The organism is Rheinheimera soli, from assembly GCF_031457405.1.
GTDB classification, from domain to species: domain Bacteria; phylum Pseudomonadota; class Gammaproteobacteria; order Enterobacterales; family Alteromonadaceae; genus Pararheinheimera; species Pararheinheimera soli_A.
On sequence record NZ_JAVDWR010000002.1, the window covers coordinates 84,690 to 111,205 of the forward strand.

Genomic DNA, 26,516 nt, shown 5'->3' on the forward strand with positions numbered 1-26,516 from the left:
TTTAATCCAGTGAAGTGAAAAAAATTATGCTGCATTTTAGTGAAAGCGCAGCCCTATTTGGTGGTTTCTTTTTCAAACTAACCTTATATAATTCGGTTTATAAATCATAAAACCAGAAAAAATACTGCCATGACTCAAAGTGCCAAAGGCCGGTTACCTGACCGTATCGACATGACAATTCTAGACACGCTACAAAAAGATGGCCGTATTTCTAATGTCGAATTAGCGAAAAAGGTCAATTTAAGCCCCAGCCCTTGCATAGACAGGGTTCGCAAGCTGGAACAGGATGGTTTTATCGAAGGTTATGGTGCCCGTTTAAACGCCAGCAAGCTGGGTTTTGGCACTGCAGCTTTTATCCAGGTGACCCTGGACAGAACTACAGGCGCTGTCTTTGATCAGTTTCGTGATGCGGTGGTGAAAATTCCGCAAGTGGCAGAATGCCATATGGTGGCCGGTGGTTTTGATTATCTGTTAAAACTACGGCTATCCAGTATGGAAGCGTATCGCGGTGTATTGGGTTTGATTGTGGATTTGCCTGGGGTATTGCAGACTCATACTTATGTGGTGATTGAGCAGGTGAAACAGGATGCAGGTTTGCCTTTAAAGTTGGCTACGGCGCCTGAGGTTAAAACTGACTAATTGTTGTTATCCGGCAAGGTGAGGATTGGGCCAGATCTGTTAATCAGATCCGCGGGTAAATTGTAGGTGCGGGTCTTGCACCCGCCCGTCTAAAATTGCAGTCACGAGCCAGTATTGTGCTGAGGTATAGCTTCCAGCCTTTCCGCAAGCCAGATTTTAATGATGGACTGACGAGTCACCCCTATTCTGTGTGCTTCGCGATCTAAAGATTCGAGCATCCAGGCCGGAAAATCTACATTGACACGTTTTTGTTTTAGCATTGGTTTTTTCATTCGAGTCAGATCAAGATCCTCTGTTACATCTTCATCTGCTTCAAATTTGGCATCGAATTCATGCGCTTTCATACAGCTCTACCTCGGATTTTCGCGAACGTCTGACAGAAATTGCACTTCATGGTCAGGGTTTGAATGTTGCTTATCACCTATTGCAAAGTTTAGCTCAGTATTGACATTCAAGACGCACCTCAGAGGTCCGTCTATAGCTATCCCCCTTTTTTTATCAGCCTTGGATCCAGATTGAATTCTATTGCTTTGGCAGTTGAAACAATACTTTTTGCAGTCGGATGTGCGGGATTAAACAAGGCATTCCATTCACCTGAAACCACCGAACTTGGGACTAATAAAACCAGACTGCTGCATCCTGACAACCAGCTATCACCCATCTCTTTGGTAGATGACGGTGCAGGATCCTGTGCCCAATCCTTTGGCCAGTCTGATGGATCAAGAGTCGAGACCAGTTGCTCCGGCACCGTCAGTTGGAGCATCGAAAATAATGGTAATTTTTGTTCATTGTTCAGATGAACCAGTGTTTCCAGTACACAGATAGCACGGCTTGTGCCCAGATAGACGCAAGGCGAGCCTTTAGAATTCCATCGCCCACCATATAAGCGCGCGCCTTCACCATCAAAACATGCCGAAACAAAGCCGGTCTTTGTCAGTCGAAACAGGTCTATCGACTTCATCAGGAGATAACACCATGCTCAATCCGACCTATCAGATCAATCACAGCCTCAGCTCCTGTCGGAGTACTCAACATATTTAATGGGCGCTCCCCCCCCAAGGCTCTGGCGGGTGATTTAAGCCATTGCACTGCCGCTGGCATATCGCCGTTAAAAAGCTGCAGGGCTGAATCCAGCGCTTTGGCGAACATATAAAGTTTCCCACTTTGTTCAACCGAGAAACTTTTTTTATCCTCTTTGTTTTTCCTGTGGTATGTGGCGCGGCTAATACCAACCCATTGGCAAATCGTCATCTCATCAATCTGGGTTTCTTTGGATAGTCTGGTCACTATGTCGGACGAGAATCCAGCCAGTATTTTCAGATGTGCATCAATAGGTTGCTTAGGTAAAGACAAGGCGGCAAGCAAGCCGGCAGGCTTTGTGGTATTTGCTTTAGGTTTGTATGCTGTGCCAATAGTCATGTTTTGTCTCACTTGCAACAGGAATTTGTTTCATGTGAGTAGTGTAGTGGGGACTGGTTTCACTTGCAACTTACGATGTCTCTGTTGAGACGGTTGGGGCTGGTTTTATACTTGCCCCGCTGTCAGGGAGGTAAACGAAGTTCGTTTACAACTGATTGCGTCACTGTGTAGCTGTAACTGTTTTTGATGGCTACATTTTTTTGCTTTAAAGCTTTCGCCGCTGGCGAGATACTTTCTTTTGCTTCGCCAAAAGACAAGTATCCAAAGAAAAGGCGACCCCAGGTCGCAGCGAAAGCCCGGCCCAAAATCGTGCGTCCAAGGCGGCTGGGTAACTCGCTCGTCGCTACCGCTCCTCACTCAAACACTCCCAGCCTTAAAACCTTGGCCACCCAATTTTGTCCGGCTCGCGCCCCAATGGGGATTTGGTGCCAGTAGTTGGTATGGTTCGTTACTTATAAACTATGAAAAGCGAAAATGACGCACACCGCAAGACTTGACCCCACTGGCCCTCGTCGCTACCGCTCCTCACTCAGACACTCCCAGCCTTAAAACCTTGGCCACCCAATTTTGTCCGGCTCGCGCCCCAATGGGGATTTGGTGCCAGTAGTTGGTATGGTTTTCTATTGTTTGCGAGGAAGGGGGAATTGCGTAGATATATCAATGTATTGCTGAAAATTTGTAGTGTGAAAAAAACACCTTACATTTAAGTTTTAGTAACCTACGTATAATTTACTGTAATCAATTTCACTTCTGTTGGCACATCTAGATACTCATACACTGCTTGTACTTTTTTTACAAAATTCTTGTCTCTAGAGAGTAATAGAGCACAGAAAGAAGCCATTGAAGCATGGCTGTTGTCACTCATGGCTGCAACAAACCGTTCTTCTTTATGTACCTTAGAGTCAGGAAAATAGCCCAGAGTATTAAGCATGTTGTACATTGCGGTTATTTTTTGGTGCAAATGATAAGGTCTAGCAGGATAGATTGGATTGAAACGAATCTTAAAAAAGTCGTCTATTTCGTTGATCGGATTGTTGTCAGGTAGCGTTACCTTGTAGATATCCCAGATTTTCTCGATAACTTTGGGTGGTTTTATATTGTTGAGTTCCTTTGGTCCAACTTGCACGGACTCCCTAAAGGACTTTATTCCGTTCCAATTTTTGGTGTCAGGAACATCTTTTTCCATAGTATGCTCTATCTCTTTAAGGGCTGATTTGAATTGCTCCATCATCAATACGGCACAGTCCTCAATTTGTTTTCTCATCTCAATTGGTAGTTCTTTTGAGCTATCGAGCATTACATTAATAAGCTGTGAGAATGCATCTATTTGTTCAGAGTGAATATCTGAAATGCTGTCACCGGGTCTGCCACCAGAGAATTTGAACAACCACTGATTCATGGCGTTCTCAATGTTTCCATGTTCGCCATCATTACTGCAGTACTCGTTAAAGGCTTCAAACACATCTCGATTCGCAATCGTTGATTTGTCGGTAATTATAAATCCAGGTTGCTCTACCATGACTTTAAGGTGATATGCATCAAGCTCTTTGAGCACATTAAGGAATTTTGTTTCGTAGCCTACGGAGCGTTTTATCTCTTTTAATGTTTCGTCTGAATACACAACTTGAAAATTATCCAATAATTGTTGCCCTAAGCTCCCGATTCCATGTTCAACGAATAGATCGAGAATATTTTGGTCTAGGTACAATGTAGGCTTTCCAGAATATTGAGGTATAACGTCCATGATGCTATCTGACTGCATAACAATCCTTTTTCAGAAGTCAGCCTGACCCGTAAGTCGAGCATAGTTCTGCCTTCTTTTATGATTTCTACTCATACCAAGCTAATGCTGATGTACCTCTATTTCAATAGATTTTTCTGAAAACAGTAAAATGAATATGGGCAAAATTTATGTAGTTAGTACAGGGGCAGATTTTTACTAGGTTAACGCAGCTGTAGCTTCAGCCATTGTTTCTGACCAATAAAAGTGAAAAGCGGAAGCAAGCGGGAGTCAAACCAGATACTGAGCCTTTATAGCCAACTCAGCACCTGATTTTAAACAAATAAACAGAGATATTTCAGAAGATAAAACCAAACGCCTTAAATCACATCCAGCGTTCTTTGCGGCGGCGGCCTGGGATTAGGGATGGCACCACTAAGCCGAACAGTAAACCTGCGAAACCCAGGATGGAGCCTAATACCATTTTGTCTTGCCAGAAGGCGGCTGGTTTTTCTTGTAGTTGCTCTGTCAGCAGCGCAATAGTTTGTTGTGCTGTGGCTGTGGCTTTTTCTGCTTGTTGCACTGCAGCGTCGGTTTCATTCAGTTGTTGTTGTAACTGCTCTTTTTCCTGCTGTAACTGGGCAACTAAAGTTTGTTGTTGCTGCAATTGTTGTTGCAGGTCACCGGCTTCACCGCCAAAGACTGGGGTTAAGCTGACGTATTGCTTTAAGATCCAGCCGGTGCGGCCTTTGCTGTCTGTCAGTTGCCAGTATTCCGAGGTGCTGTCTTCTGCTACCAATTTAATTTCTTCGCCAGCGGCAATGCTGCCAATAATTCTGAAGTCTCTGCCCGGACCGCTGTAAAGGTAAGTGATCAGCTTGTCGCTGATGTAGGCATTTTGTGGGCTTACCGGAGTACCTGTTGTTTCTTGTTGTGCAGTGAGGCTTGTACTTAGCAACACTGTGGCCAGTAGCATGCCTGCTTGCCAGGGTCTTGAGGTGATCAACATATAAATCCTAAAAAAACCGACCAACATCTGGCCAAAATGGAGAATTGAGCCGATCATAGGCCAGATAGTTATCAATTGACAAGAGCTAAAATAAGCCCTTGTTACAGAACAGGAAATAAGCCGCTATGGCGATGGAAGCTGAACTTAAATTTTTACTCACCCAAAGCACTGTGCCTGCTTTAGAGCCGGTATGGCAACAACTGGCAGTCACAGTACAGAAGCATGAAAGTGTGCAATTACTCAATGCTTATTATGAAACTGACGATCTGTGGTTTCGCCGTTTTGACGCAGGACTGAGAACCCGGCTGAAAAAAGGTCAGTTTGAACAAACCATCAAGTTAGCAGGGCAGCAGCATGGCGGTTTGCATTTTCGGCCTGAATACAATTTGCCTTGTGCTTCGGTTTGGCCTGAACTCAATGCCTTTCCTGCTGAAATATGGCCACAACAAACAGATTTAGCACAGTTGCAAAGTCAATTAAAACAGCTGTTTCGCACCGATTTTATCCGCCAGAGCTGGTTGTTAACATTAGCTGACGGCAGTACAGTCGAAGCTGTGTTGGATCAGGGCGAAGTGGTTTCAGGGGAGCAAAAAGAAGCAATATTTGAGCTGGAACTGGAGCTGCAACAAGGCGAGGTCAAAGCCTTGTTTGAGTTGTCACGTCAGTTAGTGCAGTTGCTGCCACTGCGTTTGGGCTGGCAGTCTAAAGCTGAACGGGGTTATCGTCTGGCTCAGCAGCAACCTTTGGTCTTTACCGCACCGGACAACAGCAGCACAGCAGCTTTGTTAAAGTCTTTGCAGTATCACGAAAGTTACTTTTTACGCAGTCAGGACTCAGAGTCATGGCAGGTGATAGCTCAATGTCTAAAGGCTTTGTCTGTTGTATCTGCAGACTTCGCCGCTTTGCCGCCGCGCGATGCTAAACAGGCCTTGAGTTTCTTTAGCAGTGCAGCTTATAACTGTGCTTTGCTGAATTGTTCTGAATCTTTGTTTTCTGCCTGAGGTACTGATGAGCCCATTGACCGCCCGAGTAAATTCCGAATTACCCAGTGAATTGCAGCATGAAGTGGATCTGGTGTTGCCTACTTTATTGATCCCGGATTTGACTGCAGAGCAACAACTCCATCTGAACGTATTGCTGGCGGTCAGTCCTTTTTTAAGCCGGGTGATGCAGCAACAACCAGAGCTGATCCCTGTGCTGCTTAATAAACAGCAATTGGCTTTGCCTTTGGATCATCAGAACCCTCTGCTCCACTTATCGGATCAAACTGAAGCTACAATTTTTAAAGCCCTGCGCCGTTGTCGTAATGCCCAACTTGCCCACATTCTGGCTGCCGATATTCTCGCAGTAAAATCCACAGAACAATGCTTGCTGGATATATCCGCCATGGCAGATAACCTGATTAACAGCGCTTATCAGTGGGCTTATCAGGATATTGCCACTCAGTGGGGTCAACCCTTGGATCAGCAAGGTCAGCCTATGCCTTTGCTGATCTTAGGTATGGGCAAACTGGGTGGCGGTGAGCTGAACTTTTCGTCCGACATAGACCTGATTTTTACCTATCCGCATAATGGTGAAACCAGCGGCGGGCGCAGGGCTGTAGAAAATCAGCAGTTTTTTACCAAGTTAGGTCAGAAGCTCATTTCGGCTTTACATCAGGTTACAGCAGACGGTTTCGTATTCCGGGTTGATATGCGTTTGCGGCCTTTTGGCGATTCAGGTCCGCTGGTGCTGAGTTTTGCCGCTATGGAAGATTATTATCAGGCACAAGGCAGAGAGTGGGAACGATATGCCATGCTCAAGGCCCGTATTCTGAACCCGGATCCTGTGCATGCAGTGGAATTAAATCAGCTGCTGAAACCTTTTGTATATAGGCGTTATATCGACTTCTCAGCGCTGGAATCTTTGCGCCGGATGAAACAGCTGATAGAGCAGGAAAATCGCCGTCGCAACCGTATTGATAACATCAAGCTGGGGGCCGGTGGTATTCGGGAAGTGGAGTTTGTGGTGCAAACCCTGCAGCTGATCCGTGGGGGCCGTATTCCAGAGTTGCAGCAAGTCTCTATTTTTAAAGCGCTGGATGCGCTGCAAAACCAGCAGTTATTAGAGCCCGATCAGCAGCAACAACTGCGGCAGGATTATCTGTGGTTACGAAAAGTTGAACAGCTGTTGCAAGGGCTGGACGATCAACAAACTCAAACCTTACCTGCTGATGAACTGAACCGGCAGCGGCTGGTGCTGGGTTTAGGTTTTGACGACTGGCTGCAACTGACTGACACCACACAACAGGCCATGGGCCGTATTCACCAGCATTTTAAACTGGTGATCGATCAAGGCGACAACCCTGAGCCGGAAGAAATGGTATTAGGCCGCTTATGCTGGGACAGCGACTTGCCGTCAGAGGATTTAGCTGAACATTTGCATTGGTTGGCCCAGGACGAAGCCAAACAACTGCTGGATCATTTAAAACAATTCAAACAGGATTGCCAAAAACGCAGTGTAGGCCCTCGTGGGCGTGAGCTTTTGGAAAAACTGATCCCGTTTTTATTGCATCAATTAGCCAAACAACAAGGTTCAGCTTTGGTGTTACAGCGGGTGCTTGGTGTGTTCCGCCAGATTGTCAGCCGCACAGCCTATCTGGAACTCTTATCAGAAAACCCGCCTGCGCTGCAGCAACTGGTGATGTTATGCCATAAAAGCGGCTGGCTGGCCGAACATCTGGCGCGTTATCCCTTATTGCTGGACGAACTGATAGACCCATCCCAGCTGTATCAGGTACCGGACTCTACCGATTACCAGGATAAATTACGTCAAAGCATGCTGCGGGTGCCTGTGGATGATTTAGAGCTGCAAATGGAGGTGTTGCGCCAGTTTAAACAGGCACAGCAACTACGCATTGCAGCGGCCGATATCACTGGTATTTTGCCGCTGATGAAAGTCAGCGACCATCTCACCTTTTTGGCTGAAGCCATTATTGCCGCTGTGGTTGAGTTGTCCTGGCAACAAATGGCGGAAAAATACGGTTTACCTGCAGGCTTAAAACCAGAAGATGCCAAAGCTTTTGCTGTGCTTGCTTATGGCAAACTGGGCGGACTGGAGCTGGGTTATGGCTCAGATTTAGATTTAGTATTTGTGCACCAGTGCGATAATCTGGCCCCGACACAAGGCGACAAAGCCATTGATTCCCGTCAGTTTTATATCAAGATGGTGCAACGTATAGTGCATATGTTTACCACCAGAACTCCAAGTGGGGTTTTGTATGACATAGACACCCGTTTACGTCCGGCTGGTAATGCAGGCTTATTGGCTGTGCATATTGATACTTATGCCGAGTACCTGGAAAAAGAAGCCTGGACCTGGGAGCATCAGGCGCTGGTGCGCAGCCGTCTGGTTTATGGGGATAACAAAATTGCCCAACGTTTTAATCAAATACGTAGTGAAGTTTTAGCTAAGCCACGGGATTTAGCTGAGCTGAAAACTGAAGTGACTGACATGCGGCAAAAGCTGCGGCAACACCATGGCGAGCAGTCAAAAGAAGTTAAACATGCGTCTGGTGGCATAGTGGATCTGGAGTTTATCAGTCAGTATCTGGTATTAGGTTATGGCCATCAGCATGCGGATTTGTATTTCTACAGCGACAATATTCGTATTCTGGATGCGGCAGCGGCAGTGGGTTTATTGCAACATGAGCAAACAGAAGCATTGCAGCAGGCTTATCAGCAGTTAAGGGGCGTTAGTCACAGGCAAACCTTAGCCCCGGCCACTGAAACTGCACAGCAGTTAGATGATGCGATGGAGCAGGTGCGGCAGGTCTGGGACCAGTTGTTTAGTTAAGGTGCTTTAGCTAAGTGGCGTGGAATGACAACAGCAAGGATGCTGTTGTCAGTTAACCTGTGACCCGGCGGCGTGGCGCATTGATATTAATGCAGTTTTGCTGCAAAAATGGAATGATTTTATCTGTCAGTACCACAGCTCTGGACACATTACAGAAATAGGCCTGAACCGGCTGTTCAAAGTCTGACGAAATAGCTTGTGACGCTTCCTGAATAGCGCTGATGTAGCTGAAATCAGTCTGGAAATAATGTTTTACTTTATAGTCTTTCGAGAGCACCCAAAACAGCTCAACCCCTTCTTTGCGGCCTTGCATTGTCAGCACAGTTTTTAAGGTATCGCCGACCCGGAAACGTCTGTCTGTTTCGTTGCCTTTCCAGTTTTCAGGCAAAGCCACCATGCGGTTTGCTCTGTCGCGTAACATAGGGATCAGGTTACTGTGATCTTCCGTTAATTCAATCACAAAATCGGTCGAGCCATCGTCTTTGGATGCTAAAGAACTACGAATATTGCTATAAAAATCAGTGAAGCCCTTGACTGCGTCTGAGCTTCTTTCTGACAGTTTTTCCGGCTTGAAATACAGCAATTCCGGTTTAAACATCACAATAGCAGCAAGTATGAGTAATAAAGCTGCAAGCAATAAGTGCTTGATCCAAAACCACATAGCTTTTATCCCTGGTCAGCGTCACTGCATAATAGCCTGCCTTCACGCAGTGCTGCAACTTCAGTTGATTGCGAAAAAGTAGCGGGCTGTTTTAATACAAACCCGGGTCATCCGGATTTGGTCTGGTTTTAAAGCGGCGATGCAACCACATATACTGTTCAGGGTGAGCCAGCACACCTTGTTCCAGCCATTGATTCACCCTTGTTACATCGGCTTTGTTATCGCCACTGGGGAAATTCTCAAAAGCGGGCAAAGCATCCACTCTGTAACCCTGATAACCAGGCAAGCGGTAACAATGAATAGGCACGGTTTCGCAGTTCGCGCTGCCAGCAAACAATAAAGTACCAGTAGTGGTCGCTGTTTCTTTGACGGCAAAAAATGGCACAAACTCAGCTTTGTTGCGGCCATAATCCTGATCGGGCAGGTAAAAACAGACTTCTTTTTCGTTTAAGGCTTTGATCATGGTGCGGACATCACGTTTACCAATCAGGTAACGGTTCGAACGTACCCGGCCATGGTATTGAAAATACTCCATAATTTCATTGTCGTTCGGACGGTAAAAACCGACGGCAGGGCAATGAAAACCAAAAGTGCGCGCTATCATTTCCAATGACAAAAAATGCCCGCTAAGCAGCAATACGCCTTTGCCCTGGTCCAGTATGGCCTGAATATGTTCTTTGCCTGTGAACTGGCATAACGGGCGTGCACGCCAGTCAGGCCACCACCAGCCGATAAAGGTTTCAAAAGCAGCTTTGCCTGTTTCTTTAAAGTTTTGTTTAACCAGGGCTTCGCGTTCGGCTTCAGGCATATCCGGGAAACACAGCTCCAGATTACGGCGTGTCACTTTCACGCGCGATTTCATGGCTTTCATCAGCAACCAGCCCAAACCTTCGCCCATCTTCATTAATACAGGATAAGGCAGCCACAGCAGGATCCACATCAAGCCCAAACCACACCATAAAGGCCAGTGTTTTGGGTGTAAAAAACTAATGGTAAAACGTGGAACATGAACCACAGCAGATCCTCGGGTAAAAAAAGTGTGGCTATTGTAACGAAAAAAAACGGGGAAAAAAGTCTTAACTGGTAGGAACAGGGGCGGCGTTTTTGCCACCCCTGGAGGAGTTTAGTTACCTAAAGCTCTGTTTACAGTGAATAAATCGTCTTCCGTTAAAGTACCTGCTGCTTGTTTTAAGGCTAAAACAGACAAGATGTAGTCGTAACGGGCTTTTGACAAATTACGGCGGGCATCAAACAGGTTGCGGGTGCTTTGCAGTACGTCAACAATAGTACGGGTACCAACTTCAAAACCTGCTTCAGTAGCTTTTAACGCACTTTCCGCAGAAATAACGGCTTGTTCCAAAGCTTTGGTACTGGAGATCAAAGCGCCTACGTTGTTGTAGTTGCTGCGAACCTGGCGAATTACGCTGCGGTGGCTCAGTTCTAAATCTTCGGCTGCTTCCACATAGTTAGCACGCACTACTTCTTCGTTAGCAACAGTACCGCCACCAGAATAAATAGGTAGCACTAAATTAATGCCAACAGAGCTGCTGTCTCTGCGAGGTGAGTTAAAACCTGCACCTGTATCTTTATCTCTGCTATTACTGTTATCCAGACCAGTAGATGCCTGCAAATCCAACGTAGGGTAATGACCCGATTTGGCAATCTGAATATTGTTTTCGGCGATATCTAATGACAGCTTACGGATTTTCAGTTCCAGGTTATTGTCCTGTGCTGTTTGCACCCAATCCTGTGCATTATTTGGTGTCGGCTGACTGGTGCTGAATCTGCCAGTATTTAACGAGTCGAGCTGAGGATGATACTGGCCGGTAATTTCACGTAAAAATTCACGGGCTGTTTCCAGGTTATTCTGGGCGCTGATTTCCCGGGCAACTGCACTGTCAAACTGTGCCTGAGCTTCATGTACGTCGGTAATAGCTGTTAAACCTACCGCAAAACGTTGTTTGGTTTGTTCCAACTGACGCTCAATAGCGCGTTTTTCTGCGATTACAAAACTTAAGTTGTCGTCAGCCGTTAATACATCAAAATAAGTCTGAGAAACACGAACTATCAAGGTTTGCACTGCAGCATCATAAGCAGTCTGGCCTTGTAATGCGGCTTTTTCAGCAATAGACAGGTTTTCATAGCGCGCCCAGTCAAATAAAGACTGGGTTAAATTGATACCTGCTCTTACTGTATTGCTTTCTGAATCGAACAGGGCGCCAGTATTATTGTTCATGCTGTCGCCAAAAGCATGAGTGGCGCCTGCAGTAAAATTAACTTGTGGTAATAAGCTGGCTTTGGACACATCAATGCGCGCTTTGGCTGCATCGCGGGTAGCGGCCGCTTTTAATACTTGCGGGTCTTTTTTGGTTGCTAACTGATAAATGGTTTGCAAGTTTTCGGCATTTGCCTGCACACTCAGAAGAGCCAGTGCCGAGCCAATCAACGTGCCTAACAAGGTTTTTTTCATAACCGAAAGTCCATAATTGTGCAAAAGTGGTCCAATAATACCTTGTTGGTATTAACTAAGTAATGACTAAAGCGTAAACAGCATAGGTTCAAGTGTAACAGAATGTGAGTATTCAAATGCCTGATTTCAAGCCAGAAAATTATCCTTCTTTTCATTCATCTGATGTAAAAATACTCGACCAGAACACAGTTTTTCAGGGTTTTTTCCGGATCGACAGCTACAAAGTAGCGCATAAGTTATTTAACGGCGGCTGGAGTACAGAAGTAAAGCGCGAATTATTTGAACGAGGTCATGCGGTCATAGTGCTGCCTTATGATGTGAAGAACGACAGCTTGGTACTCATTGAACAATTCCGTATTGGTGCCCTGCAAAATCCAAACGGCCCTTGGTTACTCGAAGCTATAGCTGGCATGATTGAGCCGGGTGAATCGACAGAGCAGGTTGCGATGCGTGAAGCTGAAGAAGAAGCCGGTCTGAAGCTGACAGAATTCTGGCCTATGCTTAGCTATCAAAGCAGCCCTGGTGGTTGCACAGAGCGGGTCTACTTAGTATTGGCGCGGCTGGAACAGAAGGTAGAAACCGGTGTCTATGGCTTGGCATCAGAGCAGGAAGATATTAAAGTTCACAGCCTGCCGCGTCAGGTGGCAATGCAACTTCTACAGGCCGGAAAAATTGATAATGCTGCCACTGTCATTGCCTTGCAATGGTTAGCCTTGAATCTGGCTGAGGTAAAACAAGGTTGGACTGGATCAGTTTAATGTTCAAAGTATGGGAATAAAGAGAGTCGCTGTTATGCCAAATTTGGCCCGAAAACGTTATGTGCCTTACTTGCCTGATTTTCTCAGTTTATGTGAGCGCAATTACGCACAGCTGCGTTTTTTTCTGCCCCGCCACCAGCGTCCGGGGCAACGTTGCCTTATTCATATCAATGCCAGCGAAAGTTATCAGGTCGAGCTGCTTGAGCTATGTAAATACACTACAACCATCAGTATTGAACTCATTAGTCAGTCGATGAGTGGCTGGGTAAAGCCGCGATTTGAAGTGCGGTTGTACCATGATGCGCGGCTGGCTGAAGTGCTGGCTTGTCAACAAGTACGTCAGTTTAAAGCTGTGTACAGTTACCCTAATGTCGACATGTTATTGCCTGATGAAAAACGCCAGATTAATTTGCTACTGCGCGACTGGCTGAACCTGTGCTCACGCCGTGGTTATCAGAACACAGGGTTATTGGCCTGATGGCATTTGTGTTTGCACAACAAGACTCTTATCGTCTGCTGCAAATTTCTGATTGTCATTTAGTGGCAGAAGCTGACGGCTGGTTTTGTGGCGTTCAGCCTTATCGTCAGTTGGAACTGCTGTTAACCCAACTTCAGTCGAATCAACCTGATGCCGTGATCCTGACCGGAGATTTAACTCAGGATCATAGCTTGTCTTCTTATCAGTTAATCTCAGAGCTGTTTAGTGACTGGTCTTGTCCTGTGTTTTATTTGCCTGGCAATCACGATGACATAGAGTTGATGCAGCAGGCTTTTGCATCACCTCCTTTTTGCTCAGATACCGAACTCAGTGCCGGCAACTGGCGATTCTGTTTGCTCAATAGCAAAGGGCCAACCCCTGCAGGTTATTTTGATCAGAGACGGCAACAGCAGTTACAACAGCAGTTGTTGTCTTATCCGCCGGATGCGGCTGTTTGGCTGTTTTGTCATCATCATATCAGCCCTATGGGCAGTTTTATTGACGAACATATTCAGCTGGATGCCGCTGCTTTATGGCAAATTTTGGCCTCAGACCCAAGGATCAAAGGTCTGGCCCATGGTCATTGCCACTATGCCTATGCCAAACTACAGCAAGGTATTCAACTGGTGGGTTGTCCTGCCAGTTCAGTGCAGTTTTTACTGACGCCAGACTATCAGAGCGTGGCAGGTCGTCCTGGATATATTGAATGGTTTTTTGATGCCAGCGCCAATGCTGATATTGATACAGCAGTGCGCTGGCAATTTCTGGAAGGATAAATGTCGAAACTTGTGGTTTATTTACATGGCTTTGCCAGTTCATCGCAATCCGAGAAAGCCATGATCACTAAAGCTTTTTTCCAGCAGCAGCTACCAGATGTAGAACTGTTGATGCCGGATTTACCCTACACTCCGGCAGAAGCTATCACTGCAATAGAGCAGGCGTTGAATGGCCGTCGTCCTGATGCTGTCATAGGCAGTTCTTTGGGCGGCTTTTTGGGCACTTACCTGGCCGAGCAAGCCGGTTGTTATGCCGCGCTGATCAACCCTGCGGTGGCGCCTTATGATCTGTTAAGCCGACATTTTGGCACTTACCATCACCCGGTACTGAAGCAGGATTTTAGTGTGGAACCACAGCATATGCCGCTGCTGGCAGAGCTTGAGTGTAAACCTACAGCCTTAGATCGTTATCTGGTATTGCTGCAAGAAGGGGATGAAGTGCTGGATTATCGTAAAGCGCTGCAGTTTTATGCAGGTTGTACACTGGATGTGCAACCAGGAGGTGATCATAGTTATCAGGGGTATAGCGATTGCCTGCCTGCTATTGTCAAGTTTTGCCAAATAGCGTAAAACAACTGGTTGTTAATACAGTTATACCCTGAGTACTCAGAACAACTGCCAAACTGCAGCTTCAGGGTCCAGAGGTACACTAAAACGAGTGATTAAAGAAGTGATGTTTGCCCTATGACAGACCAGCAATACAACGCCGATTCCATTGAGGTGCTGACCGGCCTTGAGCCAGTGCAGCGCCGTCCAGGTATGTATACAGATACCACCCGTCCTAACCATTTAGGTCAGGAAGTCATAGATAACAGTGTCGATGAAGCTTTGGCTGGTCATGCCGATTTAGTGCATGTGATTTTGCACGAAGACCAGTCGCTGGAAGTGACAGACAACGGCCGGGGTATGCCGGTGGATATTCACCCTGAAGAAGGGGTGTCCGGTGTTGAACTGATCCTTTGTCGTTTACATGCAGGTGGTAAATTCTCCAATAAAAACTACCAGTTCTCCGGTGGTTTGCACGGTGTAGGTATTTCTGTGGTCAACGCCCTGTCGAGCCGGGTGGATGTGGCTGTACGCCGTGATGGCAATGTCTATGAAATAGCCTTTGAACATGGCAATAAAGTCAGTGAACTGGCGATTACCGGCACTGTGGGTAAACGTAATACAGGTACTCGCGTGCGTTTCTGGCCAGCACCTGATTATTTTGATTCACCAAAGTTTTCCGTCAGCCGCATGCTGCATGTACTCAAAGCCAAAGCCGTATTGTGCCCTGGCCTTACTATCAAGTTTGATGACAAGGTCAATAATCAAAGTTATCAGTGGTGTTATCAGGCCGGTATCCGTGATTATTTAATGGATGCGGTCAAAGATATGGTGGCTTTGCCGGACCAGCCTTTTGTAGGCAGTTTAAGTGCCAGCCACGAAGCAGTGGAGTGGGCTGTACTCTGGTTACCTGAAGGTGGTGAGCTGGTGACTGAAAGTTATGTCAACCTGATCCCCACAGCTCAGGGTGGTACACACGTCAATGGTTTACGTCAGGGCTTGTTAGAAGCACTGCGCGATTTTTGTGAGTTCCGTAATTTATTGCCAAGGGGCATTAAGCTGACACCAGAGGACGTCTGGGATCGCTGTAGCTATATCTTGTCGTTAAAAATGCAGGAACCTCAGTTTGCCGGACAGACCAAAGAAAAACTGTCATCACGTCAGGCTGTAGCTTTTATCAGTGGTGTGGTGAAAGACGCTTTTAGTTTGTGGTTGAATGAACACACAGATATCGCCGAACAGCTGGCTGAGTTTTGTATCAATAACGCTCAAAAACGTCTGCGTGCTGCGAAAAAAATTATTCGTAAAAAAGTCACAGCTGGCCCTGCTTTACCTGGCAAGTTGTCTGACTGTTCATCCCAGGATTTAAACCGCACTGAGCTGTTTTTTGTCGAAGGGGATTCAGCAGGGGGCTCGGCTAAACAGGCGCGCGACCGTGAATTTCAGGCGGTGATGCCACTGCGCGGTAAAATTCTGAATACCTGGGAAGTCGAATCTGAGCAAATTTTAGGTTCACAGGAAGTTCATGATATTTCTGTGGCCATAGGCATGGATCCAAACTCAGCCGATTTAAGTCAACTGCGCTATGGCAAAATTTGTATTCTGGCCGACGCCGACTCAGATGGTTTACACATTGCCACTTTGTTGTGTGCTTTGTTTATGCGCCATTTCCGTCCTTTGGTTGAAGCTGGCCATATTTATGTGGCCATGCCGCCTTTGTACCGTATCGATTGCGGCAAAGAAGTATTTTATGCGCTGGATGAAGACGAGAAAAAAGGTATTCTTGATCGGCTGGAAGCTGAGAAAAAACGTAGCAAAATCAACGTGCAACGTTTTAAAGGTTTGGGCGAAATGAACCCATTGCAGCTGCGTGAAACCACTATAGATCCAAACACCAGACGTCTGGTGCAACTGACCATTGATGATTTGGTGCAAACCATGGAAATGATGGATATGTTGCTGGCGAAAAAGCGGGCAACGGACAGAAAAGATTGGCTGGAGATGAAAGGTGACCGCGCTATAGTGGCGGTGTAGCTTTTGCTGTGCGCCTGAAGGACTACAGATGAAACAAAAACAATACCTCAGATCATGGGGAACACTGTTGGGCCTCTGCTTGTGCCTGGCCTTTGGGTTGCAGGCCAACGACGCTGTGTTGCCAGCTTGGCTGGAACAGGTTAAACAACAAAAAGCTCAACAACCTGAGCAAATGTTGGTGTTATTACAACAACATCAGGCGGCTTACGGTGAGTGGGACAATGAGTTGCAGGTGCAATTTTTATTGCAGCTCTCTGATGTCTATGAAAGTTTAGGCAAACACCAACAGCAGTATGAAGTGGCTGAACGTGGTCTGGCTTTGCTCGGTGACCGCCGGGATTTAACCACTATAGAGTTCTGGAATAACCTGGGTTTTGCCCATGAAATGCAAAGTCAGTATCAGCAGGCCCTGCATTATTATTTGCAGGCTTCAGCGCTCGCTGCCCAATTAAAAGCCGATAAATTGCATATTGAAGCCGATATTAATATCGCGGCCATATACAGTATTCAGGATAAAACTCAGGAAGCGCTGGCGCTGCTGAAAAGCTGTTATGACAGAGCTGTACTGCTGAACGACCCGGAAAGCCTGGCTTATGTAAATGCTGAGCTTGGCCTGCTTTATGTTGGCCTGGGTTTTGATAAAGAAGCCATTCAGTTTATGGAAAATGCGCTTATTGGGTATGAAGCTTTAGGCTGGCAAAAAGACAAAATGGACGTGTTGTTTAATTTAGCCAGAAGTTACAGCTACACAGAACAATACGACAAAGCCATGTTGCGTTATGATCAGTTGCTGCAACTGGCCATAGCGCAGCAGGACCATGCCAATTTATATTTTGCTTATCTGGGGCTGGCATCCACCAGTAAAGACAATGGCAAATTGGATGTCGCTTTGGCTTACATAGCCAAAGCCGAACAGTATTTACCCGATCTGCAGTCAACTTATCAAAACTCGATGCATCATTATGAAAAAGCGCTGATTTACCGCGAGTTAGGCCAGATTTCTTTGGCCAGTCAGCAATTGGCTCAGGCAGAACAAAGCTTAAATAAAGAAGAAAACAATGCCAATCAGTCCAGTGTGCTGTGGATTTTGAATCTAAAAGCCAGGCTGGAAGCTGATTCAGGGCGTTATCAAAAAGCTTATGAACATCTGGACCAGTTTTTTAAGGGTTATCACAAGTTACGTAATAAAGAACATGAGCTGTCGGTAGAAAAACTGCGCTTAGGTTTTGATACAGAGCGCCAGCAAGCGCAAAATGAACTGCTGGCCAAAGACAATGAATTACAAGCGCTGCGCTTGCAGGAAGCTGAACGTAAAAGACAAATTCAGTGGTTATGGATAGGGCTGTTTGGTTGCACCAGTTTAGTCTTGCTGGTGTTATTGCTGTGGCAACTGGCTCGCCGCCAGGCCCAGTTGCAAGCCCAGGCCCAAGCTCAGCTACAAGCAAAATCGCTTGAAAAACAACAGAATCAGGCTGGTTAACGGAAGCTAAAAATGACAGATATTATGATATCCAATGAAGGGACGGAGCAGCTGCCACTGCGCCGTTTTACTGAAGAAGCCTACCTGAATTATTCGATGTACGTCATTATGGACCGGGCTTTGCCATTTATTGGGGACGGTTTAAAACCAGTACAGCGCCGTATTATTTATGCGATGTCAGAGCTGGGTTTATCGCATCTGGCGAAATACAAAAAATCAGCCCGTACTGTGGGTGACGTGTTAGGTAAATTTCACCCTCATGGTGATAGTGCCTGTTACGAAGCTATGGTGCTGATGGCTCAGCCTTTTTCTTATCGTTACCCGCTAGTCGATGGTCAGGGCAACTGGGGGGCGCCTGATGATCCAAAATCATTTGCCGCCATGCGTTATACCGAAGCCAAGTTATCCCGTTTTAGCGAAGTATTACTCAACGAACTTGGGCAGGGCACAGTGGACTGGGTGCCAAACTTCGATGGCACTCTGGACGAGCCACGCACTTTACCTGCACGTTTACCCCATATTCTGCTGAATGGTGTGACAGGTATAGCCGTTGGTATGGCAACAGATATTCCGCCGCATAACGCCCGTGAAGTGGCCAATGCCACCGCCTTTTTGCTGGATAACCCAAAAGCGACTATACCGGATCTGATGCAGTATATTCAGGGCCCGGATTATCCGACGGATGCTGAAATCATCAGCCCGGCGCACGAGTTGCAGGCCATTTATGAAACAGGCCGTGGCAGTATTAAAATGCGTGGTTTGTATCAGTTGGAAGATGGCGACATTATTATCACTGCATTGCCGCATCAAACCTCTGGCTCGAAAGTGCTGGAACAGATAGCAGCTCAGATGAACGCGAAAAAACTGCCTATGGTCAGTGACTTACGTGATGAATCTGATCATGAAAACCCAACCCGTATTGTGATAGTGCCGCGCTCAAACCGCATAGACGTTGAGCAGTTGATGGCACATTTATTTGCCACTACGGATCTGGAAAAAAGCTATCGCGTGAATTTAAACATTCTGGGCCTGGATCAGCGGCCACGGGTGAAAAACTTATTGGAAATTTTATCTGAATGGCTGGTGTTCCGCCGCGACACAGTGCGTCGTCGTCTGCAGTTCCGCTTGGATAAAGTGCTGGATCGTTTGCATGTATTAGAAGCTTTGTTGATTGCGTTTTTAAATATCGACGAAGTGATTAAAATTATCCGCGAAAACGATCAGCCCAAGCCGGTGTTAATGGCGCATTTTGGTATTACTGAACGTCAGGCTGAAGCCATACTGGAATTAAAGTTACGTCACTTAGCTAAGCTTGAAGAGATGAAAATCCGCGGCGAACAAGCCGAGCTGGAAAAAGAACGTGACTACTTAGAAGGTATTTTAGGTTCAGAGAAAAAGCTGACCAAACTTATTCGTGAAGAACTTCTGGCTGACGCGGAAAAATATGGCGACAACCGCAGAAGCCCAATAGTGATGCGCGAAGAAGCCAAAGCCTTAAGCGAAAAAGAATTACTGCCAAGTGAGCCTGTTACCGTCGTACTGTCGGAGAAAGGTTGGGTGCGCTGCGCCAAAGGCCATGATGTCGATGGCAACAGTTTGCAATACAAAGCCGGAGATGGCTTTAAGGCGGCAGCTTCCGGACGAAGTAACAGATATGCCGCCTTTATCGACTCATCCGGTCGCAGCTTTGCCGCTGAAGCTCATGATTTACCTTCAGCCCGTGGTCAGGGCGAGCCGTTAACAGGCCGCTTTACCTTAGTTGCAGGGGAAAATTTTGAGCATGTACTGATGGCGGAAGACAGTCAGAAGTTATTGCTGGCAAGTGATGCAGGTTATGGTTTTGTGGGCACCTTCGCCGATTTAGTCAGCCGCAATAAAGCCGGTAAAGCTGTGTTAACTTTACCAACTGGCGCTAAGGTATTGGCTCCAATTCCGATTAAAAATCCGGAAACGGATTTAGTGGTGGCTATCAGTACCGAAGGCCGCATGCTGGTATTCCCGGTGGCCGATTTACCACAACTGAGCAAAGGTAAAGGCAATAAGATTTTGTCTATTCCATCAGCCCGCGCCGCCAGCCGTGAAGAGTATCTGAAACTCTTAACCGTAGTGCCTGCTGCCACAGCTGTGACTTTAGTGGCGGGTAAACGCAAAATGACCATCAAAGTAGATGATTTAGCGCATTACATAGGCGAACGTGGTCGTCGTGGTAACAAGTTACCTCGTGGTTTGCAGCGTATAGATGAGCTGCTGACCGGCGAAGTCGCTGGCGATACTACGGAATAGTAAGCTGATCAAACCAGACTTTCTATTCAAAACCGTTATACTCAGGCCCTTGTAAAATACAGGGGCTTTTTTTTGTGTTAGCTATTCTACGTCTGGTGCTGGTCGCCATTTTTATTGTATGCAGTGCCTTAGTGGGTTTGCTGATCTGTCTGGTTCGTCCTTTTTATGTTCCCAACGCTGCTTTGTTTGCCAGCTGGTATGGCTGGGCTGCCTGGATCTTTGGTTTAAAAGTGGAAGTGCGTCAGGCTCCTGAAGTCACTGCTGCTATGCCTTGCGTGTTTTTAGCCAACCATCAGAATAACTACGATTTATTTACCATCAGCAAAGCCTTGTTGCCTGGCACTGTGACCATAGGTAAAAAAAGCCTGAAGTGGATCCCGTTTTTTGGTCAGCTGTATTGGCTCAGTGGCAATATTCTGATCGACAGAGCCAACAAATCCAAAGCTGTAGGAACTATGCAAGGCGCAGTAGACCGTATAGTGCAGGACAAGGTCTCTGTGTGGGTCTTTCCTGAAGGCACCCGCAGTTATGGCCGTGGTTTATTGCCTTTTAAAACTGGTGCTTTTCACATCGCACATCAGGCTAAGGTGCCGTTGGTGCCTATCTGCATGAGCAACACCAGCAAAGTACGTTTAAACAAATGGAATAACGGTAGAGTCATTATTGAAATCATGCCGCCTGTATACCCTGAAGCCGGAACTCCGGCCCGTGAACTGGCTGAAACAATACGGCAACAGATGGCCGATAAGATTAAGCTGCTTGATAGCGAAGTGGCAACCGACTACACTGCCGACTCATTGACTGTCACGGGGTAATATCATGGAAAACTGGCAAGAATTTACTGAAGACACCATAGCTGCACTGATGGAAGATGGCAGCGATCCGGATGCGGAATACACCATCGAACACCATTTTTACCATGAAGATTTTGCCCGCTTAGAAAAACTGGCTGTTGAAGTCTTTAAATTAGGTTACGAAGTGACAGACGCCGAAGAAGTTGAATTTGAAGAAGGCGGCACTGCCTGGGTATTCGACGCTATTCGTGAACAATCTCTGGACGGCGCCAGTATTACAGCAGACGCCATCAAACTGGAAGCCTTAGCGCAGAAGTTTGGTGTGGAATACGACGGCTGGGGCACCTATTTTGAAGGTGGCGAAGAGGGCGACGACGAAGACTTCGATGATGAAGACGAAGACGACGGCGAAGAAGCTCCACGTCACTAAATCAAATCATGCGCTAAAAATTAAGACTGTGTTGTTTAAACAGATCAAAAAAAGGCCAAAGCGAAAGCTCTGGCCTTTTTACATGGTGATCTTATATTTCTTTTTCGTCTAACCTTGCTACTTTAAAGTATTTTAAGTTATTAGTTGGCTCTGCTTTAATGCTTAAAGACATACAGATGTCCTTAAGGAGAACAGAAATGGCGGCAAAAGAACTATCTGCAGATTTGCTGAACCAGCTGCTCGATAAACTGGAAAAACTGGTTGGCCGGGTCGAGTTTGGTTCTATTGAGCTGGTGTTTCATCAGGGCAAATTAGTGCAACTGGAAAAAAACGAAAAACTACGTCTGGATAAACCCTAGCTATAAACTGGTTCAGACTGTCTCCCTCAGTGAACCTGCCCGTCGTACTTGAAGCTGTTGCTGTGTTGACCATGTTCTATCACCCCAATCACATAGGCCACTATGTTCATGGGGATTCTTTCACTGGTCGCCTTGCCGCAACTCCAATTACTTAGGGGATCAATTTTTCACCAGCTTCAGCGCACCGGACCACCGGATCTGAAGTGATGTTGCGCCACCCTGCCATTAAAAGAACCTGTGGACTGGCTGCAACCTGAATTCAGAGCGCTACTATGAGCATCCGTATAGACCAGATCAATAAAAAATTTGGCGACTTTGTTGCCGTCGATAATGTCAGTTTGTCCATTCGAACCGGCGAATTAACAGCTTTGCTTGGCCCTTCAGGTTCGGGTAAAACCAGCTTATTGCGTATTATCGCAGGGCTGGAACAAGCCGACAGTGGCAGCATCCATTTTGATGATCTGGATATCAGCGGACGCCATGTGTCAGAACGTGGTGTAGGTTTTGTGTTTCAGCACTATGCGCTGTTTAAACATATGACCGTCTATGAAAACGTCGCTTTTGGTTTAACAGTCAAACCCAAAAAGCATCGTCCTTCGCCAGAGCTTATTCGCAAGAAAGTGCAGCATTTACTGGAACTGGTGCAACTGGACTGGACAGCAGACCGTTATCCGTCGCAGTTATCCGGTGGTCAGCGTCAGCGTATTGCTTTAGCCCGGGCTTTGGCAGTAGAACCAAAAGTACTGCTGCTGGATGAGCCCTTTGGTGCTTTGGATGCCAAGGTCAGAGCTGAGTTACGTCGCTGGCTACGCCGGCTGCACGATGAAATTCATGTCACCAGCGTTTTTGTGACCCACGATCAGGAAGAAGCGCTGGAAGTGGCGGACAAAATAGTAGTGATGAACAAAGGCCGTATTGAACAGCAAGGCTCGCCAGAGCAAGTGTACGACAATCCGGCCAATCCTTTTGTTTATGAGTTTTTAGGTAATGTGAATCTGTTTCACGCCCGGATTAAACAAGGTAAAGCCGAAATTGGACAGTTGTCTGTAGCTTCGCCAGAATTTACCAATGAACAGGAAGAAAATGGTTTTGCTTATGTGCGACCCCATGAAATTGAGCTGTTGTTAAATCCTGCTGACGAAGCGCTGGAAGCCAAAGTGGATATGATTACCATAGTAGGGCCCAATGTCCGGTTGGAACTGTTAGCCAAAGACAGCCAGCAACTGATCCATGTTGAACTGGCTCGGGATCGTTTTAAACAATTGGGTTTATCGCAAGGGCAACAAGCCTGGATTAAACCGCGTTATAGCAAAGTCTTCCTTGGTGAGGGGATTTAACTAAACAGCGTATTGAAATTGGCATACTGTACAGGTTGATCTGCTGGCAGGCCCGGATGCAAAAAGCTAAACACTGCCTGCTGGAAGGCCTGATAACTTTGCACAAATAAAGCTGGGCCTGCACTTAAACGCTGCACACCTGCTTCAGTTAAATCCTGCAGGCTTGCACCTTCTGGCCAGCCCATTAAATTCAGCGGCAAATTGCAGTGTTGACTCAGCTGTTTCGCCACAGCTAAATCCGTTAAACAAGGTACAAAAACACCATCTGCTCCTGCAGCTGCATACAAGGCCAGTCGTCTGGTGCACTCGGCTATAGCTTCTGATCCGCTGGCCAGTTGCGCCAGATACACGTCAGTTCTGGCGTTAATATACAAAGGCAGTCCAGCGAGTAGCGTGCGGCAAGCGCGAATTTTGTCACACAACAAGACAGGTTCTGACAAACCATCTTCAATGTTAATTCCCGATACTCCGAGCTCAGCCAATTGCAACACCAGCTCTGCAACTTGTGCTGGTTGTTCGCTATAACCTTGTTCTATATCCACAGTCACAGGCAATTGAGTAACCCGCAGGATACGACGTACTGCAGCAAGCAGTTCTGCAACTGGTAACTGCTGACCATCAGCATAGCCCAAAGACCAGGCTAAAGCCGCACTGGATGTGCCAAGGGCTTTTGCTCCTTGCTGTTGCGCTAAAACGGCACTGGCCGGGTCCCAGATGTTTGCAAGGAGTAAAGGGAAGACTTGTTGGTGAAGCTGGTGAAAGTATGAGGGCATGATGCTTATCCTGTTAAAAGAGGAAGCTCATACTAAAGCGCCGTTGAGGTTTTGTCTGGCCAGTTCCGGCACTGAACAGCAAATCCTGCGGATATAGTCGCAACAGGCTTCCGGCCTGCGCCAGAGGCGAAGGCGTGATAACGGTTGTGACATACAGTCCTTCCATGGACATCGTCGAAAATATGCTCCTGCATTTTCGACATACCGTCCTTCCATGGACATCGTCGAAAATATGCTCCTGCATTTTCGACATACCGTCCTTCCATGGACATAAAAAAGGCAGCCGAAGCTGCCTTGATGATGCTGCGTTTCTTTAGAAACGATAACTCAGATCGGCGTAATAAGAGCCGCCATTAAAGCCAAAAGGAGCATTAGTGTTCGGGTAAATAAAGATGCCGTTGAAGCTGTTGATGGTCGGTTGTTTATCCGGATAGGTATCAAACAGATTGTTGGCACCAAAACCAAAACGTAATTGATCCGTCAGCTCATAGTGGAAGGTTAAATCTACAGTGGTTTTGCCGCTGTAGGTTTTATCTCCTGTGGCGTAACCAATAGTGTAAGGACCAAAATAGTTTAGTCTGAGGTTGGTTTGCAGCTGTTTATAATCCTGTGTCAGGCTCCAGACTGCCCCTTTGTTTGGGTTGGCTTTGGTTAAGCGTACCTGTTCAACCCGGTCAAAAAGTTTGGTTTCCAGGCCATCCAGCAAGGCAGGAACCCGAATTGCATCTATGTTGGTGTCGTTGTATTGGGCGCTGAAAGAGGTTTTCCATTCGCCCCATAAACCGGCATCCCACTGATAGGCGGCCACAGCTTCCAGACCCTGAGTGGTGGTATCCACTGCGTTGGTAAAGAAGCGCACAGAGTTTGCTCCCGAGTCGCCCAGAATCTCCGCTAAGGCAGCACTGTCGGCACGGCCAACACTGCCTGTCAGTATCACGCGGTCGTCCAGTTCAATACGGTAAGCATCCAGCGTAAAGCTAAAGCCATCGTCGCCCTGAAAGGTAATGCCTGCACTGAAACTTAAGGCCGACTCAGCTTGCAAATCACCCTGACCTATAGCGCGGGTCACGGCTGAAATATTGTTAAAAGTACCGGATTCAGTTGGAGTCAGCACACCAGTTTGTGGATCGGCGACAAAAAGCGTCGACAGGTTGGAGAAATACAATTGCTGCACACCAGGGGCACGGAATGCATCGTTTGCTGTGGCGCGCACTGCCCATTGTTCCGTCAGTTGATAACGGCCAGACAGTTTCCAACTGGTGTCGCTGCCAAAGTCGGAATAGTCTTCCTGCCGCAGTGCTGCACCCCAGGTGAAATCATCAGTCAGAGCGTTTTCCAGCTCCAGATAAAGCGCGGTATTGTGGCGCGATTCATCCACTTCTGATGCTGGCGTAAAACCACCAAAACCCTGAATACCACCGGCTTTATTCTGATACCCATAATTGCGCCATGACAGCTCTTCACCCGCATTGATCTGGTAGCTGTTATGACGGCGACTAAGTCCTGTGGACACCACCAATTCTGAGTCGTTGATAAAGCTGTATCTTTTGCTGGCATCTATATTGAAGTTTTGCTCGGCATTCACCAGCTCGCCAGCATAAGCACTGGTTGGGCTGTTTGGGCCAAAAGACGCGTTCAGCGAGTTATTGACATAATATTGGAAACTGCTTTGACCTGTACCTGCAGATAAATCTAACCGCCAGTCGGCGACGTCAAATTTAACCCCAGCAGTGAGAGAGTAATCGCCTGATTTCGGAGCTATTTCCGGCAGATAACCGTCAGGATAAATCTCCGGGATATTACGGGCGTCTTTGGCAATACGATAAAAAGCGCCTGAAGCTGATTCTCTGTGGCTGGCACCACCAAAGGCATACCATTCTGTAGTGCCATGTTCGTAACCAGCGTTGATAAATACAGACTGCTGCTTAAAGGCGGCATCACCCACTTTATGGCTTAAGCGATTAAAGCTGGCTTCACGTGGGTCTGGTGCGCCGTTGATCGGGTTGTATTGTTCACGGGGATCTAAGCCCGCTCTGTTGGTGCCATTTTTGTGTTGCTGTTCAACACTCAGGTTCACAAAGCCTGTGTCGGCAAAACGAAAGCCTGAATTCAGCGATGCTTTGTAGTATTCGCCGTCGCCTTCATAGGTCTGGCCAGCGCTGGCTGCGACTTCACCTGAACCTGCCTGATCTTTCAGTACTATGTTAATGACACCTGCAATAGCATCTGAACCATATTGAGCTGCGGCGCCGTCACGTAATACTTCAATACGCTTAATAGCTGAGACAGGGATAGTATTCAGATCCACGTTTGAACTGCCACGGCCCATAGTGCCGTTCAGGTGAACTAAAGCCGTGCCGTGCCGTCTTTTACCATTGACCAATACCAGCGTATGGTCAGGTGACAAACCACGTAAGCTGGCTGGTTTTACTGCATCTGAACCATCAGTAATAGAAGATGTAGGGAAGTTAAAGCTTGGAACCAACATTTGCAGCGCTTTTGCGGTTTCCAGTGCCCCTGTACCCGCCAGTTGAGCTTCATCAATAATATCGACTGGTGAGCTGGTTTCAGTGGCTGAGCGCACAGATAAGCGGCTGCCAATGACAGAAATTTTTTCGACCTCGGCCTGTGCCTGTTGCGCCAGTGTGCTGCCGCTATAAGTACTGCTGATCAGTGCCAAAGTGATAGCGGAGGCCAGTGGAGTTTTTATTGTCAT

General features: G+C 46.9%; 25 protein-coding genes. 14 read left to right on the plus strand and 11 right to left on the minus strand.

Going from position 1 to position 26,516, the window contains the following annotated elements; genetic code table 11:
- The first annotated feature begins 129 nt into the window (after nt 1-129).
- Nucleotides 130-639 carry a winged helix-turn-helix transcriptional regulator gene (locus J2W69_RS05140; RefSeq protein WP_008899786.1) on the plus strand — a complete coding sequence of 170 codons (510 nt, stop codon included), beginning with the start codon at nt 130-132 and terminating at the stop codon, nt 637-639.
- A 101-nt stretch (nt 640-740) separates the two neighbouring features.
- On the opposite strand, the gene brnA is transcribed toward J2W69_RS05140, so the two are convergent.
- From brnA to J2W69_RS05165, 5 genes are all read right to left on the minus strand, one after another.
- Entirely contained in the window at nt 741-983 is a 243-nt protein-coding gene (gene brnA / locus J2W69_RS05145) for a type II toxin-antitoxin system BrnA family antitoxin (RefSeq protein ID WP_310275247.1), read from the minus strand.
- Nucleotides 984-1,120: 137 nt separating this feature from the next.
- Entirely contained in the window at nt 1,121-1,600 is a 480-nt protein-coding gene (locus tag J2W69_RS05150) for an RES family NAD+ phosphorylase (RefSeq protein WP_310275248.1), read from the minus strand.
- A complete protein-coding gene (gene parS / locus J2W69_RS05155) occupies nt 1,600-2,058 on the minus strand; it encodes a type II RES/Xre toxin-antitoxin system antitoxin (RefSeq protein WP_310275250.1) in 459 nt (152 codons plus the stop codon). Before parS ends, J2W69_RS05150 begins: the two co-directional genes overlap by 1 nt.
- 718 nt (nt 2,059-2,776) lie before the next feature.
- Complete coding sequence (locus J2W69_RS05160; protein ID WP_310275253.1) at nt 2,777-3,820, minus strand: hypothetical protein; 1,044 nt, start codon at nt 3,818-3,820, stop codon at nt 2,777-2,779.
- A gap of 343 nt (nt 3,821-4,163) precedes the next feature.
- The gene (locus J2W69_RS05165) at nt 4,164-4,787 is read right to left on the minus strand and encodes a TIGR04211 family SH3 domain-containing protein (RefSeq protein WP_310275255.1); all 624 of its coding nucleotides are present in this window, start codon (nt 4,785-4,787) and stop codon (nt 4,164-4,166) included.
- A gap of 125 nt (nt 4,788-4,912) precedes the next feature.
- Between J2W69_RS05165 and J2W69_RS05170 the strand changes: the two genes are divergently transcribed.
- Entirely contained in the window at nt 4,913-5,788 is an 876-nt protein-coding gene (locus tag J2W69_RS05170) for a CYTH domain-containing protein (RefSeq protein ID WP_310275257.1), read from the plus strand.
- A gap of 7 nt (nt 5,789-5,795) precedes the next feature.
- The gene (gene glnE / locus J2W69_RS05175; protein ID WP_310275259.1) at nt 5,796-8,621 is read left to right on the plus strand and encodes a bifunctional [glutamate--ammonia ligase]-adenylyl-L-tyrosine phosphorylase/[glutamate--ammonia-ligase] adenylyltransferase; all 2,826 of its coding nucleotides are present in this window, start codon (nt 5,796-5,798) and stop codon (nt 8,619-8,621) included.
- A 52-nt stretch (nt 8,622-8,673) separates the two neighbouring features.
- Here the strand turns inward: glnE and J2W69_RS05180 are convergent, their stop codons facing one another.
- From J2W69_RS05180 to tolC, 3 genes are all read right to left on the minus strand, one after another.
- A complete protein-coding gene (locus J2W69_RS05180) occupies nt 8,674-9,282 on the minus strand; it encodes a TcpQ domain-containing protein (RefSeq protein ID WP_310275261.1) in 609 nt (202 codons plus the stop codon).
- Nucleotides 9,283-9,373: 91 nt separating this feature from the next.
- On the minus strand, nt 9,374-10,297 hold the full coding sequence (gene lpxL, locus J2W69_RS05185; RefSeq protein WP_310275263.1) for an LpxL/LpxP family Kdo(2)-lipid IV(A) lauroyl/palmitoleoyl acyltransferase: 924 nt from the start codon (nt 10,295-10,297) through the stop codon (nt 9,374-9,376).
- A 108-nt stretch (nt 10,298-10,405) separates the two neighbouring features.
- Nucleotides 10,406-11,752: an outer membrane channel protein TolC gene (tolC, locus tag J2W69_RS05190; RefSeq protein WP_310275266.1), complete on the minus strand. Its 1,347-nt coding sequence runs from the start codon at nt 11,750-11,752 to the stop codon at nt 10,406-10,408.
- 116 nt (nt 11,753-11,868) lie between these two features.
- Here tolC and nudF point away from each other — a divergent pair, with 116 nt between their 5' ends.
- The 11 genes from nudF to J2W69_RS05245 all read left to right on the plus strand — a co-directional run bounded on the left by nudF (nt 11,869) and on the right by J2W69_RS05245 (nt 23,027).
- On the plus strand, nt 11,869-12,510 hold the full coding sequence (nudF, locus tag J2W69_RS05195; protein WP_310275763.1) for an ADP-ribose diphosphatase: 642 nt from the start codon (nt 11,869-11,871) through the stop codon (nt 12,508-12,510).
- 34 nt (nt 12,511-12,544) lie between these two features.
- On the plus strand, nt 12,545-12,988 hold the full coding sequence (locus J2W69_RS05200; RefSeq protein ID WP_310275269.1) for a DUF1249 domain-containing protein: 444 nt from the start codon (nt 12,545-12,547) through the stop codon (nt 12,986-12,988).
- On the plus strand, nt 12,988-13,764 hold the full coding sequence (locus tag J2W69_RS05205) for a metallophosphoesterase (protein WP_310275271.1): 777 nt from the start codon (nt 12,988-12,990) through the stop codon (nt 13,762-13,764). Before J2W69_RS05200 ends, J2W69_RS05205 begins: the two co-directional genes overlap by 1 nt.
- Entirely contained in the window at nt 13,765-14,334 is a 570-nt protein-coding gene (locus J2W69_RS05210; protein ID WP_310275273.1) for a YqiA/YcfP family alpha/beta fold hydrolase, read from the plus strand.
- A 114-nt stretch (nt 14,335-14,448) separates the two neighbouring features.
- A complete protein-coding gene (gene parE / locus J2W69_RS05215; RefSeq protein WP_008897669.1) occupies nt 14,449-16,344 on the plus strand; it encodes a DNA topoisomerase IV subunit B in 1,896 nt (631 codons plus the stop codon).
- 28 nt (nt 16,345-16,372) lie between these two features.
- Entirely contained in the window at nt 16,373-17,824 is a 1,452-nt protein-coding gene (locus tag J2W69_RS05220; RefSeq protein ID WP_310275277.1) for a tetratricopeptide repeat protein, read from the plus strand.
- Nucleotides 17,825-17,836: 12 nt separating this feature from the next.
- Nucleotides 17,837-20,107, plus strand: a complete 2,271-nt coding sequence (gene parC, locus J2W69_RS05225) for a DNA topoisomerase IV subunit A (RefSeq protein ID WP_310275281.1) — start codon at nt 17,837-17,839, stop codon at nt 20,105-20,107.
- Between the two features lie 74 nt (nt 20,108-20,181).
- A complete protein-coding gene (locus tag J2W69_RS05230) occupies nt 20,182-20,922 on the plus strand; it encodes a 1-acylglycerol-3-phosphate O-acyltransferase (RefSeq protein WP_310275283.1) in 741 nt (246 codons plus the stop codon).
- Nucleotides 20,923-20,926: 4 nt separating this feature from the next.
- Entirely contained in the window at nt 20,927-21,331 is a 405-nt protein-coding gene (gene rraB / locus J2W69_RS05235; RefSeq protein ID WP_310275285.1) for a ribonuclease E inhibitor RraB, read from the plus strand.
- A gap of 197 nt (nt 21,332-21,528) precedes the next feature.
- Nucleotides 21,529-21,690, plus strand: coding sequence for a YezD family protein (locus tag J2W69_RS05240; protein ID WP_082335728.1), 162 nt, complete (start codon nt 21,529-21,531; stop codon nt 21,688-21,690).
- A gap of 272 nt (nt 21,691-21,962) precedes the next feature.
- Nucleotides 21,963-23,027, plus strand: coding sequence for a sulfate/molybdate ABC transporter ATP-binding protein (locus J2W69_RS05245; RefSeq protein ID WP_310275291.1), 1,065 nt, complete (start codon nt 21,963-21,965; stop codon nt 23,025-23,027).
- On the opposite strand, the gene J2W69_RS05250 is transcribed toward J2W69_RS05245, so the two are convergent.
- From J2W69_RS05250 to J2W69_RS05260, 3 genes are all read right to left on the minus strand, one after another.
- Entirely contained in the window at nt 23,024-23,800 is a 777-nt protein-coding gene (locus J2W69_RS05250) for an isocitrate lyase/PEP mutase family protein (RefSeq protein WP_310275293.1), read from the minus strand. The two genes, J2W69_RS05245 and J2W69_RS05250, sit on opposite strands and share 4 nt — an antisense overlap.
- 27 nt (nt 23,801-23,827) lie before the next feature.
- Nucleotides 23,828-23,953 carry a hypothetical protein gene (locus tag J2W69_RS05255; protein ID WP_310275295.1) on the minus strand — a complete coding sequence of 42 codons (126 nt, stop codon included), beginning with the start codon at nt 23,951-23,953 and terminating at the stop codon, nt 23,828-23,830.
- Between the two features lie 160 nt (nt 23,954-24,113).
- Entirely contained in the window at nt 24,114-26,516 is a 2,403-nt protein-coding gene (locus J2W69_RS05260) for a TonB-dependent receptor plug domain-containing protein (protein ID WP_310275297.1), read from the minus strand.